Source organism: Bacillus sp. FJAT-27916 (genome assembly GCF_001183965.1).
Taxonomy (GTDB): domain Bacteria; phylum Bacillota; class Bacilli; order Bacillales; family Pradoshiaceae; genus Pradoshia.
Genome location: NZ_LFZV01000001.1, coordinates 3,739,657 through 3,754,250, shown reverse-complemented (window position 1 = coordinate 3,754,250; position 14,594 = coordinate 3,739,657). Strand labels below are relative to the sequence as shown.

The window sequence follows — 14,594 nt, the reverse complement described above, 5'->3', positions numbered from 1 at the left end:
TGAAAGATGATCAGGTAGATAGGTCCGAGGTGGAAGTGTGGCGACACATGGAGCTGACGGATACTAATCGTTCGAGGACTTAACCAAGAACAAAACGCATAGGCCAAAACAACATTATCCAGTTTTGAAAGAATGATTCAACATTCTTTTATAAGTCCGGTAACGATGGCGAAGAGGCCACACCCGTTCCCATTCCGAACACGGAAGTTAAGCTCTTCAGCGCCGATGGTAGTTGGGGCTCACGCCCCTGTGAGAGTAGGACGTTGCCGGGCAAGCGGAAACCAGTTCAGTAATGAACTGGTTTTTTTGTGTTTTCAGAGCATCGTGAAGATGTGGGGAATATTAAAAAGGGGTAATAGAGGTTTAGTTTTCAAAAATTTTTAGGAAAATAGCATCTAAAAACACATTAGCTTGTCATTTTTGCTGGTCAGAGGATGGACGGGCTTTCTTTTCTATCTCCCATTCTAAGGGCGAAATCTGGTGTTTATGGGCAAAAATTAAACTTAAGGGCGAAGACTTGTTGGTGAGTATAAGGATTTCTGCAAAATCCCTCTATTGAGTTAAATAAACGATTCAACTCAATAGAGGGATTTTTATCATGATACATAAGTGCCATCTATTCCTTATAGCAGTGATCGTATATCTAATATCTGATTAATTTATTATTGATGTCATGCGTATCTTTGGGTATTATTTTACATATAGTGGGAAAATGTTACAAAATAGATGATAGTATGTTTGATATAGAGAGAGGAATCTGCTGAAGGGGTGAAAGGATGAATAATGTAAAGAAGGCCATATTCTTTAGGTGGTTTTATGCTGTGTTGGCTCCGGTAGTATTGTATTTCGCTACTTGGGGTATACTGCCTCCTTATGTGTATGTCCTCGTAGCTATCGTATGTTTGTTATCTACGCTATTCATGACTGGAGTAATGAAGAAGCAATCGGCAAGGGAAGAGTAAAAATATGCTGCTGCATGAACAAAGCCAGTTCAAAGGTGAACTGGCTTTTCCCTTTATTAGTTGACTCTCTTATACGCCTTATTCTTCTCCAATTCCATACAGCCATTCTTCTTAAAGACCTGGAGCATGGGTAGATTTTTATGACTCGTACTGCCAATATAATAGGCTGCTCCAAATGTACGCATAAGAAGATTCAATGTATGCTGGTGGATGAGGATACTTTTTCCTTTTCCTCTTTCTTCGGGAATTAGGCCAAAATAAAAGATTCTCCCCTCTTGAGCTGTTCCTTCCTCTATATGAGGGATAGTCACTCCGATTGGTTGGCCTTTTTCATATACCATGATGCAAGACCGGCGGTATTCAGAACCAAGTTCGATTTTAATTGATTCCATTTGTTCCTCCGCATTCATAGAGGGAGTAGCATTTAAAGAAGCGTGCATTACTTGATTCCAGACTGTAGTGAACTCCTTTTCAGATATGGTGTAAAGGTCTATGAAAGTATATGGGCTATGAGCTGGCTCAATATTTAACTCCTTTTGCACAGTGATGATTTCATCATGGAACTGAAAGTCATACTCCTGTAAAAGCCGTTCTATCTCCGGGCTGAATTGGCTGTTCACGAGAATGTTAAGATACCGGATGGCATTAACACAGGGTTGTTCCATTAGATCGATGATGAATTCAGTCAGCTCTTCCTCTGAAAGATATTTCGTATCTTCAATTGAGATGAAATTGGCTCCTTTAACGATTTTGACTTTCTCAATTGTCATATCTTCCCCTCCAGTGCTCCGTAAATAACATTCTATACTTAAACATGAGCAGGCTCGCCACTCCTAGTATAAGGGCAGAAAGAATAAACACAGCTCTCACCCCAAATAGATCAGCGCCTATACCCATTAATAGGGAAGCGAAACCAAATGTCCCAGTAGAGAGGGCGCCGAGTGAGGTATACACAGTTGATAGCTGCTCCTTAGGTACACTCCTTTGAATGACCGTTTGCTGGGGAATGTCTTTTAATTGGGCGAAAAAGCCGATTAATAGGGAAAGAAATACAGCAATGAGCGGTATGCTGTTGAAGCTGAATAGCAGGGTGACAAGGAAGGAAGCTGCTATGCTCCAACACATCACCATCCCTAATCTTCTCTCGATAAAGGAGCTGTACTTAACACAATAGATACTCCCGATAATCAACCCAAAGAAGAATGCCCCATTAATAAATCCCCACCATCTTTCATCACTGTTCAATGTCTCGGTTACAAATACGAGGATGATGGCAGCGACCCAAACGGTACCTGCAATGGTTTCAAGAACATCCATCTTGGTGATTACCCGTAATACAGGAGTAGAAAAGATGGTTCTCCATCCTTTTTTCAATCGATCTTGTTTGGCGGTCTGTTCAATAGGAGCTGAGACAACATCAGCCAGCAGGCAAAGCAAGAGGCTTGCCAGGATGAACAAAACAACGGCAATCCAAATTAGCGCCTTTGAACTGACAAATAATAAAGCGGCGCTGCTGATAAACCACATAGTTGCTTGAATGAGCTGGGTAATGGACTCACCCAATCCATTTGCCTTCAACAGCTGCTCAGGATTCACATAATGAGGAATCAGAGCTTGTCGAATCGGGTTTGCGCAACCGTCAAGGAAGGCAATCAATCCAATAGTTAGGAATACCCATCCATAGGTTGATCCCGACAGCATGGACCAGCTTAAGCCTAATAAGATAAGTGAAAAGGTCTTGCCAATCTGCGAACCTGTCATTAACCATTTCAAACTGACTTTACCGAATAGTAGAGGAGTCAGGAGGCTTGATAAGAACATGGCGGATGTAATCGTAAACGGTACGAAGGAAGCCGCCGCTGCAGAGCCTGTCTGGGTAAAAATCAGATTGATGATACTGACCATATAGAGAACATCGCCGATATTAGCGGCAGACTGTCCCATAATGAGAAGGTTGAAATTTCTGTTCAATTGTCTATCCCCCATTCATTTTATTGCTTTAAATATGAATGGGTTGACTCAAATTGGACTGTTCATTCAGAAGACACCTTTCATAGAAAGATAAATCATTGGGGGATAGATTTATCATAAGATCATCTATATGTATTCCATTTCTTTCAGTATAATCCTTCTTTTTAAAATTGATAAAAGGAATACATCTTCCAGTGAAGAATTAGTAATAACAAGGGGGAGTTAAATATGTATCAATATGTTAATGGGCTTGTTATTCGAGATGGCACGGAGGGAGTCCCGGCTGCGCAGGTCGAAAATCTTTTTAAGGATGCGGGCTGGGCACGGGATATACCATCATGGCAAAAGGAAAAGTACACACTAATATTCCAGAAATCAACCTGGGCTTTTACGGTTTGGGATGTTGATCGAATGGTGGAGATGGTTCGTGTGATCTCAGACAAAATTATGGCGGCTAATATTATGGACCTTGTGGTTTTATCGGAATATAAGGGGAGAGGGATTGGCCGAAGACTAGTTGAGCTCTGTGTCCAGAAGCTGCCTCATGGTGATTGGTTTGCACATACATCAGCAGCTAATTTCAGCTTTTATGAGAAGTGTGGATTTGAGGTAAAGGATTTAAATGAGAATGGAACCTGTGCTTACTATGGGTATATCAAAGCTCGTGAGGAAGGACATAGGTGAATTTATTTCCTCTAAATCCCAGTATATTTTATCGGACAAAGGTGGTATATTAATTGAGCTGCTTCTTTAAGCAGTGCTGATAGAAAATGGATGATAAACTTTTTTAAAAAAAGTATTGCATTCATAAAAAATATCAGGTATTATATAAAAGTTGCTTCCGAAAAACGAGATAAAAACTTTTAAAAAAAGTTCTTGCTTTTAAGAAGTAATGAGAGTATAATAAATAAGGTCGCTAAGGCGATTGAAAAAGATTGTTCTTTGAAAACTAAACAAAACGAAACGCTAAGCAAGTCTTAAAAAAGAGAGTTTAACTCTCGTCAATGTTTTAAATTATAGCTAGATCAAACATCTTTTGGAGAGTTTGATCCTGGCTCAGGACGAACGCTGGCGGCGTGCCTAATACATGCAAGTCGAGCGAATCAGATGGGAGCTTGCTCCCGGATGATTAGCGGCGGACGGGTGAGTAACACGTGGGCAACCTGCCCGTAAGATTGGGATAACTCCGGGAAACCGGTGCTAATACCGAATAGTTTCTGACACCTCATGGTGTCAGAGGGAAAGTTGGCTTTTAGCTAACACTTACGGATGGGCCCGCGGCGCATTAGCTAGTTGGTGAGGTAACGGCTCACCAAGGCGACGATGCGTAGCCGACCTGAGAGGGTGATCGGCCACACTGGGACTGAGACACGGCCCAGACTCCTACGGGAGGCAGCAGTAGGGAATCTTCCGCAATGGACGAAAGTCTGACGGAGCAACGCCGCGTGAGCGAAGAAGGCCTTCGGGTCGTAAAGCTCTGTTGTCAGGGAAGAACAAGTGCCATTCGAATAGGTTGGCACCTTGACGGTACCTGACCAGAAAGCCACGGCTAACTACGTGCCAGCAGCCGCGGTAATACGTAGGTGGCAAGCGTTGTCCGGAATTATTGGGCGTAAAGCGCGCGCAGGCGGTCCTTTAAGTCTGATGTGAAAGCCCACGGCTCAACCGTGGAGGGTCATTGGAAACTGGAGGACTTGAGTGCAGAAGAGAAGAGTGGAATTCCACGTGTAGCGGTGAAATGCGTAGAGATGTGGAGGAACACCAGTGGCGAAGGCGACTCTTTGGTCTGTAACTGACGCTGAGGCGCGAAAGCGTGGGGAGCAAACAGGATTAGATACCCTGGTAGTCCACGCCGTAAACGATGAGTGCTAAGTGTTAGGGGGTTTCCGCCCCTTAGTGCTGCAGCTAACGCATTAAGCACTCCGCCTGGGGAGTACGGCCGCAAGGCTGAAACTCAAAGGAATTGACGGGGGCCCGCACAAGCGGTGGAGCATGTGGTTTAATTCGAAGCAACGCGAAGAACCTTACCAGGTCTTGACATCCTCTGAAAACCCTAGAGATAGGGCGTTCCCCTTCGGGGGACAGAGTGACAGGTGGTGCATGGTTGTCGTCAGCTCGTGTCGTGAGATGTTGGGTTAAGTCCCGCAACGAGCGCAACCCTTGTCCTTAGTTGCCAGCATTCAGTTGGGCACTCTAGGGAGACTGCCGGTGACAAACCGGAGGAAGGTGGGGATGACGTCAAATCATCATGCCCCTTATGACCTGGGCTACACACGTGCTACAATGGGTGGTACAAAGGGCAGCAAGACCGCGAGGTTAAGCAAATCCCATAAAACCACTCTCAGTTCGGATTGCAGGCTGCAACTCGCCTGCATGAAGCTGGAATCGCTAGTAATCGCGGATCAGCATGCCGCGGTGAATACGTTCCCGGGCCTTGTACACACCGCCCGTCACACCACGAGAGTTTGTAACACCCGAAGTCGGTGGGGTAACCCTTACGGGAGCCAGCCGCCGAAGGTGGGACAGATGATTGGGGTGAAGTCGTAACAAGGTAGCCGTATCGGAAGGTGCGGCTGGATCACCTCCTTTCTAAGGAATATAGACTGCCTCAGCCAAGTAGTTTTGTTTAGTTTTGAAGGAGCAATCCTTCTGTAAATTGTTCTTTGAAAACTGGATAATGTAGTAAGGCAAAGTAATGCGTCATTAATGTATAAAAACCGAGTAAGAGTTTTTTAACGGTTAAGTTAATAAGGGCGCACGGTGGATGCCTTGGCACTAGGAGCCGATGAAGGACGGGACTAACACCGATATGCTTCGGGGAGCTGTAAGTAAGCTTTGATCCGGAGATTTCCGAATGGGGAAACCCACTGTTCGTAATGGAGCAGTATCTTACACTGAATTCATAGGTGTATGAAGGCACACCCGGGGAACTGAAACATCTAAGTACCCGGAGGAAGAGAAAGCAAACGCGATTTCCTGAGTAGCGGCGAGCGAAACGGAACCAGCCCAAACCAGAAGGCTTGCCTTCTGGGGTTGTAGGACACTCATTGTGGAGTTACAAAGGAACGGGGTAGGCGAAGCGACCTGGAAAGGTCCGTCAGAGAAGGTAACAACCCTGTAACCGAAACTTCGTTCCCTCCCGAGTGGATCCTGAGTACGGCGGAACACGAGGAATTCCGTCGGAATCCGGGAGGACCATCTCCCAAGGCTAAATACTCCCTAGTGACCGATAGTGAACCAGTACCGTGAGGGAAAGGTGAAAAGCACCCCGGAAGGGGAGTGAAAGAGATCCTGAAACCGTGTGCCTACAAGTAGTCAGAGCCCGTTAACGGGTGATGGCGTGCCTTTTGTAGAATGAACCGGCGAGTTACGATCCCATGCGAGGTTAAGTTGAAGAGACGGAGCCGCAGCGAAAGCGAGTCTGAATAGGGCGTATGAGTATGTGGTCGTAGACCCGAAACCAGGTGATCTACCCATGTCCAGGATGAAGTCCAGGTAACACTGGATGGAGGTCCGAACCCACGCACGTTGAAAAGTGCGGGGATGAGGTGTGGGTAGCGGAGAAATTCCAATCGAACCTGGAGATAGCTGGTTCTCTCCGAAATAGCTTTAGGGCTAGCCTCGAACTGAGAGTCTTGGAGGTAGAGCACTGTTTGGACTAGGGGCCCTCATCGGGTTACCGAATTCAGACAAACTCCGAATGCCAAAGACTTATGTTCGGGAGTCAGACTGCGAGTGATAAGATCCGTAGTCAAAAGGGAAACAGCCCAGACCGCCAGCTAAGGTCCCAAAGTATACGTTAAGTGGAAAAGGATGTGGAGTTGCCCAGACAACCAGGATGTTGGCTTAGAAGCAGCCACCATTTAAAGAGTGCGTAATAGCTCACTGGTCGAGTGACTCTGCGCCGAAAATGTACCGGGGCTAAACGTATCACCGAAGCTGCGGATGCATACCGTATGGTATGCGTGGTAGGAGAGCGTTCTAAGGGCTGTGAAGCATGACCGGAAGGACATGTGGAGCGCTTAGAAGTGAGAATGCCGGTATGAGTAGCGAAAGAAGGGTGAGAATCCCTTCCACCGAATGCCTAAGGTTTCCTGAGGAAGGCTCGTCCGCTCAGGGTTAGTCAGGACCTAAGCCGAGGCCGAAAGGCGTAGGCGATGGACAACAGGTTGATATTCCTGTACCACCTCTCTTCCATTTGAGTGATGGGGGGACGCAGTAGGATAGGGTAAGCGCGCTGTTGGATATGCGCGTCCAAGCAGTTAGGCCGATGAGTAGGCAAATCCGCTCATCACACAAGGCTGAGCTGTGATGGCGAGGGAACTAGAGTACCGAAGTTCCTGATTCCACACTGCCAAGAAAAGCCTCTAGCGAGGAAGAAGGTGCCTGTACCGCAAACCGACACAGGTAGGCGAGGAGAGAATCCTAAGGTGATCGAGAGAACTCTCGTTAAGGAACTCGGCAAAATGACCCCGTAACTTCGGGAGAAGGGGTGCTCACCAGGGTGTCAAAGCCCAGGTGAGCCGCAGTGAAAAGGCCCAGGCGACTGTTTAGCAAAAACACAGGTCTCTGCGAAGCCGCAAGGCGAAGTATAGGGGCTGACGCCTGCCCGGTGCTGGAAGGTTAAGAGGAGCGCTTAGCGTAAGCGAAGGTGCGAATTGAAGCCCCAGTAAACGGCGGCCGTAACTATAACGGTCCTAAGGTAGCGAAATTCCTTGTCGGGTAAGTTCCGACCCGCACGAAAGGCGTAACGATCTGGGCACTGTCTCAACGAGAGACTCGGTGAAATTATAGTACCTGTGAAGATGCAGGTTACCCGCGACAGGACGGAAAGACCCCGTGGAGCTTTACTGCAGCCTGATATTGAATTTTGGTACAGCTTGTACAGGATAGGTAGGAGCCTTTGAAGCCGGAGCGCCAGCTTCGGTGGAGGCGTCGGTGGGATACTACCCCCGCTGTATTGAACTTCTAACCCGCACCCCTGAACCGGGGTGGGAGACAGTGTCAGGTGGGCAGTTTGACTGGGGCGGTCGCCTCCTAAAGAGTAACGGAGGCGCCCAAAGGTTCCCTCAGAATGGTTGGAAATCATTCGCAGAGTGTAAAGGCACAAGGGAGCTTGACTGCGAGACCTACAAGTCGAGCAGGGACGAAAGTCGGGCTTAGTGATCCGGTGGTTCCGCATGGAAGGGCCATCGCTCAACGGATAAAAGCTACCCCGGGGATAACAGGCTTATCTCCCCCAAGAGTCCACATCGACGGGGAGGTTTGGCACCTCGATGTCGGCTCATCGCATCCTGGGGCTGTAGTCGGTCCCAAGGGTTGGGCTGTTCGCCCATTAAAGCGGTACGCGAGCTGGGTTCAGAACGTCGTGAGACAGTTCGGTCCCTATCCGTCGTGGGCGCAGGAAATTTGAGAGGAGCTGTCCTTAGTACGAGAGGACCGGGATGGACGCACCGCTGGTGTACCAGTTGTTCCGCCAGGAGCATAGCTGGGTAGCTACGTGCGGACGGGATAAGTGCTGAAAGCATCTAAGCATGAAGCCCCCCTCGAGATGAGATTTCCCATAGCGCAAGCTAGTAAGAACCCTGAAAGATGATCAGGTAGATAGGTCCGAGGTGGAAGTGTGGCGACACATGGAGCTGACGGATACTAATCGTTCGAGGACTTAACCAAGAACAAAACGCATACGCCAAACAAACATTATCCAGTTTTGAAAGAATGATTCAACATTCTTTTATAAGTCCGGTAACGATGGCGAAGAGGCCACACCCGTTCCCATTCCGAACACGGAAGTTAAGCTCTTCAGCGCCGATGGTAGTTGGGGCTCACGCCCCTGTGAGAGTAGGACGTTGCCGGGCAAGCGGAAACCAGTTCAGTATTGAACTGGTTTTTTTGTGTTTTCGGAGCATCGTGAAGATGCAAGGGAAATGAAAATGGCTTAACAGAGGGGTAGTTTTCAAAGATTTTGAGGAGAAAAGTCAAATTAGCTTCTAAAAACACATTAGCTTGTCATTTTTGACGGTCAGAGGATAGATGAGCTTTCTATTTTATCTCCCATTCCCCTGTTTTCAAGATTTAAGGGCGAAACATGCAGCCTATGGGCGATAATAAGGTGGTAAGGGCAAAGTTTACACGTTAAGGGAGAAAATTCTTGATTAAAATTACACCCCAGAGAAACTAAGGTATGCTGCCTATTTTTGAAAGGTTTCCTCCTAATAATCTAGGACAACAAAAAGGAACCTTCTCTACATTGTCGAATTGATAAGTTAGAAAGCCAAATAAGGAGAATGTCTATGCCAATGTGGGAACAACAGATCATCCAGACAGGCAGGGGTTCCTTTGAAATTTTTATCAAGGGGAATGGAAACCCTGTCTGTGTCACGCATGATTACTCAGCTTTTAATCATACAGGTGATTATTTTGCAGATACATTTACGAATCGGAATCAGGTCATCCTAATTAATTTGAAGAATGCTGGCAACTCTGATCGAGCAGAGCATCCGCATGAATTGAGCCTAATAGATTCTGTTTTGGATTTAGAGGAGATTCGAAAGTAGTTGGGATATACAGAGTGGATATATGCGGGGGATTCAACTGGAGGGATGATTGGCATCCTATATGGAATCCATTATTCAATGTCCTTAAAGGCTCTCATTTTGGTGGGAACAGCCGCTAGAGAGTATAGCTCATCAAGTAGGTGCATATATCATGTTCTACATCCTCAATTTAAGAGAATGCAAGAGTTAATGAAACTTTTAAAAGAGCCAGGGCTTGGTGAAGTTGAGAGAGCTAATCTGACGAAGGAACGAACTCAGCTGTCGTTATATCATGCTGAGAAGTATGAGGAGTATTTTTCAAAGGACATCAGGAATTCAGCAGGGAAGCATTAATCTATGATGTGACAAGGCAATTGATTAGGATTCATGCCAGGACGGCTGTTTTATGCGGTCAATATGATGTCCAGTGCCCTGTGGAGTTTTCAATTGAATTGAGTGAAGGGATTCGAGATGCCTATCTGCATGTTTTTCCCTATAGCAATCATTATCCCCATCTAGAGGAAAGACGTGATTTCAAGCGTGTGACGGCTGATTTTCTGAGAGAGATAGAGGGGTGAGTAGATGACAAAGTCAATTGTTGAAATAGAGACTTATGATTCCAGTTGGGAGAATCAATTTGAGAGAGAGAAGCAAGGGATTGAAGAGGTACTCGGACAGTATGCAGTCATGATTGAACATATCGGAAGTACTTCTGTGAGAGGGCTCGCAGCGAAGCCGATTATCGACATAATGGTCGGCACTGTTGATATAGAGGATGCGGCGTTATTTGCAGGACCTTTATGTGAAATAGGGTATGAATATGTTCCTAAACCTGCGTTTGAGAGTAAGGGGAGATTTTTCTTTCGCAAAGGTGTGTGGGGCAAAGGAACCTGTCACTTGCATGTATGTAAATGGAATGGCAGTGAATGGAGGGATAAGCTGATGTTTCGCGATTACCTCCGGGCGCATCCAGAAGCAGCTGCCGAATATGCGTCCTTGAAACGGCAGCTTGCCATAAAGCATAAAGATGAACGATCTGCTTATACGAAAGAAAAGGAGCCCTTCATTCAAGCAATCCTTTTGAAGGTCAGAGATCTAAGGAGGCCTAATATGTTTGTGAAAATATACGAATATCACATACAGAAAGAGAAAGAGGCCCTTTTCTTAGACATCCAAGAGAAGGTGAGGGCTCTCTATCAGGAGTATGTGAGCTGCGATGTCATGCTCTTGAAAAGCCTGGATGACGAAACGAAGTGGGTAGAGGTTTCGAAATATGACAATGAGGATGCGTATCAGAATGCCATCCAAATAATCAATAAAGAACGAGCTGTCCAAGCTTTGTTTAAGGCATTTGAAGGGTGCTTAGTTGCAGATAAAGCGGAGATTAGCGAACAGAATTATATACGAATGTCTTAACGAGTATGATATAACCAGTTCTGATGAGGGCTGGTTATTATTATGGGCAGAATTTAAACCGTTAGTCGAGCGAAGTGAACGTGTTGTATATCGAGGAACCTTTAGGAATTATATCTGCTTAATTAATTACTGGCTAAAACAGTTCTTAAATTCCTCCCCCTTTTCCCTTTAGCATTCCCGAAAAATAGGATACACTAATGGTGAGTCATTTAAGTAAGAAAGGACGAGTAGTATTGGCGAAGCCGAAGAAGCAGCGTTTTGAGCTGATGGACAACGAGACGATCGATGCGTGTTTGGATCGGATGAAAAGAGAAGGATATTTTCCGGTGAAGCGGGTGGAGAAGCCGATTTTCAAGGAAGTGATTTCTGGAGGGAATACGGAATATGTGCCGGTTTCGAGGCAGATTATCTTTGAAGGAAAGTTAATGGAGTAGAAAAAGCGAACGTTTTTCTAATAAAACTTAAAAACGTTCGAATTTCAGTTGACAGTTAAAAGTTCGGATTGTTAATATGAATACGAACATACAATACAAATTTATACGCAATGTTTCTCTCATATAATAGCGGGGATATGGCCTGCGAGTTTCTACCCAAAAACCGAATAAATTTTTGGACTATGAGGGAAAGCACATTCTCAACGTTTTTTTGAGGTAAGCATTTCCTTCGTTTAGGATGCTTATGGCATGGCTGATGAAGCTGTGTGGGCTGCTTTCTCTTTATGGAAAGTGTGTTCATGCAGCTTTTTTATATGGAGAGGAGATAATAGATATGAACCCTCAGGTTGGAGTCATCATGGGAAGCATCTCAGATTGGGAAACGATGAAATATGCTTGTGAGATCTTGGATATGTTTGAAGTGGAGTATGAGAAGAAGGTTGTTTCGGCGCATCGGACGCCGGATCTCATGTTTGAATACGCAGGCAGTGCCCGTCATAGAGGCTTAAAGGTGATTATTGCCGGTGCGGGCGGTGCAGCTCATTTGCCTGGAATGGTAGCGGCGAAGACGAACTTGCCGGTCATTGGTGTACCCGTGCAGTCAAAGGCATTGAATGGCTTGGATTCCTTGCTGTCCATCGTGCAGATGCCAGGAGGGGTTCCGGTAGCGACGGTTTCAATCGGCACGGCAGGTGCGAAAAATGCTGGGCTACTTGCGGTGAAGATCCTTGGCACGTTTGAACAGGGATTAGCCGAGAAGCTTGAGGAGTATACGTTGAAGCTGCAAAAACAATCGATGGAAAGTTGTGATGAACTTGACTGAGCAGATGAGGGTGATTTTGCCGGGACAGACAATTGGAATCATTGGCGGAGGTCAGCTTGGGAGAATGATGGCATTGGCAGCGAAGCAATCAGGCTTTAAGATTGCGGTCCTTGATCCAACGCCGAACAGCCCATGCGGACAGGTGGCCGATGTTGAGATTACCGCAGCCTTTCATGATGCGAATGCATTGGAGCAGCTTGCTGAGATGAGCGATGTCGTCACATTTGAGTTTGAGAATATTGATGCGGATTCCCTTGATGGAATTGCTGAGAAGGTATGGATTCCGCAAGGGACGGATATTTTGCGAATCACGCAGGACCGAATCCTTGAGAAGCGGGCAATTGAGAAATCTGGCGTAAGAGTGGCGCCATTTGCTGAGGTATATGATCGTGAGGATTTGGATCAGGCACTGCAAGTGATTGGTTTCCCTTCTGTTTTGAAAACGGCTAGAGGCGGCTATGATGGGAAGGGACAGCTTGTTTTATGGAGTGAAGTTGACCTTCAACAGGCAGGGGATATTCTGGCACATGGTCATTGTGTGCTTGAACAGTTCATTCCTTTCGAGAAGGAGATCTCCGTCATTGTGACGAGGAAAGCGGATGGAGAGTTCAGGGTCTTCCCAGTTGTGGAGAATATTCATGTAAACAATATCCTGCATGAGACGATTGCGCCGGCAAGAATCAGCGAGGCGGCACAGGGAGCTGCGATTGATATGGCGTATCAGCTGGCCGTATCGCTTGATTTAGTTGGAACCCTTGCGATTGAAATGTTCTTAGTTAGTGAGGACGAAATACTCATTAATGAGCTTGCTCCTAGACCGCATAATTCCGGGCATTATTCCATCGAGGCATGTGTTACCTCACAGTTTGAGCAGCATATCCGGGCAGTTTGCAATTGGCCGCTCGGGCAGACAGAGATGCACATGAATGCCGTGATGGTTAATGTGCTTGGGGAGCATGTGGACGGCGTTATCGGTGCAATTGTGGAAAACCCGGAATGGAAGGTCCATTTCTACGGGAAAGAGGAAGCAAAGACCGGCCGGAAAATGGGACATATCACGATTTTAAATCCGGATCCTTCAGAGGTCCTCGAAGAGCTTGAGTTAACAAAGATTTGGACAAATAAAAGCATGATTAAATAGAAAAGGTGGACAACATACATGATTGAACGTTATACAAGACCTGAAATGGGAGCTATTTGGACGGAGGAGAACCGTTTCAAGGCTTGGCTGGAAGTAGAAATCTTAGCGTGTGAGGCATGGGCTGAGCTGGGCGCAATCCCGAAAGAGGACGTCAAGGCACTTCGGGAGAATGCATCCTTTGATGTGAGCCGCATTAAGGAAATTGAAGCGGAAACACGCCATGATGTGGTCGCTTTCACACGTGCGGTTTCTGAAACGCTTGGTGAGGAGCGGAAATGGGTGCATTACGGCCTTACTTCTACCGATGTGGTGGATACGGCGCTATCTTATTTGCTGAAGCAGGCCAATGAAATCTTGCTTGCGGATGTAGAGCGTTTCATCGCTATTCTAGAGGAAAAGGCGAAGGAGCATAAATACACCGTTATGATGGGGCGCACGCATGGAGTACATGCAGAGCCGACGACCTTTGGTTTAAAGCTTGCTCTATGGGTGGAGGAAATGAAACGTAATCAAGAGCGCTTGAAGGCAGCAGCGAAGAATGTAGAGTTCGGAAAAATCTCCGGTGCGGTTGGTACGTATGCGAATATCGACCCGTTTGTTGAACAGTATGTATGCGAAAAGCTTGGCATTTCCGCTTCACCGATTTCCACCCAAACCTTGCAGCGTGACCGCCATGCTCAATATATGTCTACGCTCGCACTTGTGGCGACATCCATTGAGAAGTTCGCGACTGAAATCCGCGGATTGCAAAAGAGTGAGACACGTGAAGTGGAGGAGTTCTTCGCGAAAGGGCAGAAAGGTTCCTCTGCGATGCCGCATAAACGCAATCCAATTGGCTCTGAGAATATGACAGGTCTTGCACGTGTTATTAGGGGCCATATGGTTACAGCCTATGAGAATGTGACACTTTGGCATGAAAGAGATATCTCTCATTCCTCAGCGGAGCGCATTATTCTTCCGGATGCAACAATCCTGTTAAACTATATGCTGAACCGTTTCGGCAATATTGTTAAGAACTTAACGGTATTCCCGGAAAACATGAAACGTAATATGGAGCGCACCTTCGGCTTGATTTACTCCCAGCGTGTCCTTCTAGCGTTGATTGATAAAGGCTTATCCAGAGAGAAGGCGTATGATACTGTACAGCCGAAAGCAATGGAGGCGTGGGAAAAGCAGGTTCAATTCAGACAGCTGCTTGATGAGGATGAAGTCATTACAAGCTACTTGTCCAAAGAGGAATTGGATGATTGCTTTGACTATAACTATCACTTGAAGAATGTGGACTTAATTTTTGACCGATTAGGGCTTTAA

Annotated in this window: 8 protein-coding genes, 4 rRNA genes, 1 pseudogene and 1 riboswitch; of the genes and pseudogenes, 11 read left to right on the top strand and 2 right to left on the bottom strand. The window is 46.3% G+C overall.

Features of this window, described 5'->3' with window-relative positions:
- Nucleotides 1–155 precede the first annotated feature (155 nt).
- Nucleotides 156–272, top strand: a 5S ribosomal RNA gene (rrf, locus tag AC622_RS18350).
- Nucleotides 273–1,018: 746 nt separating this feature from the next.
- Here rrf (AC622_RS18350) and AC622_RS18340 read toward each other — a convergent pair.
- Both AC622_RS18340 and AC622_RS18335 read right to left on the bottom strand, forming a co-directional pair.
- The gene (locus tag AC622_RS18340) at nt 1,019–1,732 is read right to left on the bottom strand and encodes a hypothetical protein (protein WP_049672360.1); all 714 of its coding nucleotides are present in this window, start codon (nt 1,730–1,732) and stop codon (nt 1,019–1,021) included.
- Nucleotides 1,722–2,933, bottom strand: a complete 1,212-nt coding sequence (locus AC622_RS18335) for an MFS transporter (RefSeq protein ID WP_331456719.1) — start codon at nt 2,931–2,933, stop codon at nt 1,722–1,724. The genes AC622_RS18340 and AC622_RS18335 overlap by 11 nt, the downstream gene beginning before the upstream one ends.
- Before the next feature lie 228 nt (nt 2,934–3,161).
- Here AC622_RS18335 and AC622_RS18330 point away from each other — a divergent pair, with 228 nt between their 5' ends.
- From AC622_RS18330 to purB, 10 genes and pseudogenes are all read left to right on the top strand, one after another.
- The gene (locus AC622_RS18330) at nt 3,162–3,617 is read left to right on the top strand and encodes a GNAT family N-acetyltransferase (RefSeq protein ID WP_049672358.1); all 456 of its coding nucleotides are present in this window, start codon (nt 3,162–3,164) and stop codon (nt 3,615–3,617) included.
- A gap of 349 nt (nt 3,618–3,966) precedes the next feature.
- Nucleotides 3,967–5,522, top strand: a 16S ribosomal RNA gene (locus tag AC622_RS18325).
- A 148-nt stretch (nt 5,523–5,670) separates the two neighbouring features.
- Nucleotides 5,671–8,606, top strand: a 23S ribosomal RNA gene (locus AC622_RS18320).
- 68 nt (nt 8,607–8,674) lie between these two features.
- A 5S ribosomal RNA gene (gene rrf, locus AC622_RS18315) occupies nt 8,675–8,791 on the top strand.
- Together the 16S, 23S and 5S rRNA genes form the textbook arrangement of a ribosomal RNA operon.
- A 441-nt stretch (nt 8,792–9,232) precedes the next feature.
- Nucleotides 9,233–10,047 (top strand): annotated as a pseudogene (locus tag AC622_RS18310) (alpha/beta fold hydrolase).
- 4 nt (nt 10,048–10,051) lie between these two features.
- Nucleotides 10,052–10,885: a GrpB family protein gene (locus AC622_RS20825; protein ID WP_082197212.1), complete on the top strand. Its 834-nt coding sequence runs from the start codon at nt 10,052–10,054 to the stop codon at nt 10,883–10,885.
- Between the two features lie 197 nt (nt 10,886–11,082).
- On the top strand, nt 11,083–11,319 hold the full coding sequence (locus tag AC622_RS18300; RefSeq protein ID WP_197089961.1) for an NETI motif-containing protein: 237 nt from the start codon (nt 11,083–11,085) through the stop codon (nt 11,317–11,319).
- A 99-nt stretch (nt 11,320–11,418) separates the two neighbouring features.
- Nucleotides 11,419–11,522, top strand: a riboswitch (purine riboswitch).
- A gap of 131 nt (nt 11,523–11,653) precedes the next feature.
- A complete protein-coding gene (gene purE / locus AC622_RS18295; RefSeq protein WP_049673072.1) occupies nt 11,654–12,142 on the top strand; it encodes a 5-(carboxyamino)imidazole ribonucleotide mutase in 489 nt (162 codons plus the stop codon).
- On the top strand, nt 12,129–13,283 hold the full coding sequence (purK, locus tag AC622_RS18290; RefSeq protein WP_442853812.1) for a 5-(carboxyamino)imidazole ribonucleotide synthase: 1,155 nt from the start codon (nt 12,129–12,131) through the stop codon (nt 13,281–13,283). Before purE ends, purK begins: the two co-directional genes overlap by 14 nt.
- 18 nt (nt 13,284–13,301) lie before the next feature.
- Complete coding sequence (gene purB / locus AC622_RS18285) at nt 13,302–14,594, top strand: adenylosuccinate lyase (RefSeq protein ID WP_049672357.1); 1,293 nt, start codon at nt 13,302–13,304, stop codon at nt 14,592–14,594.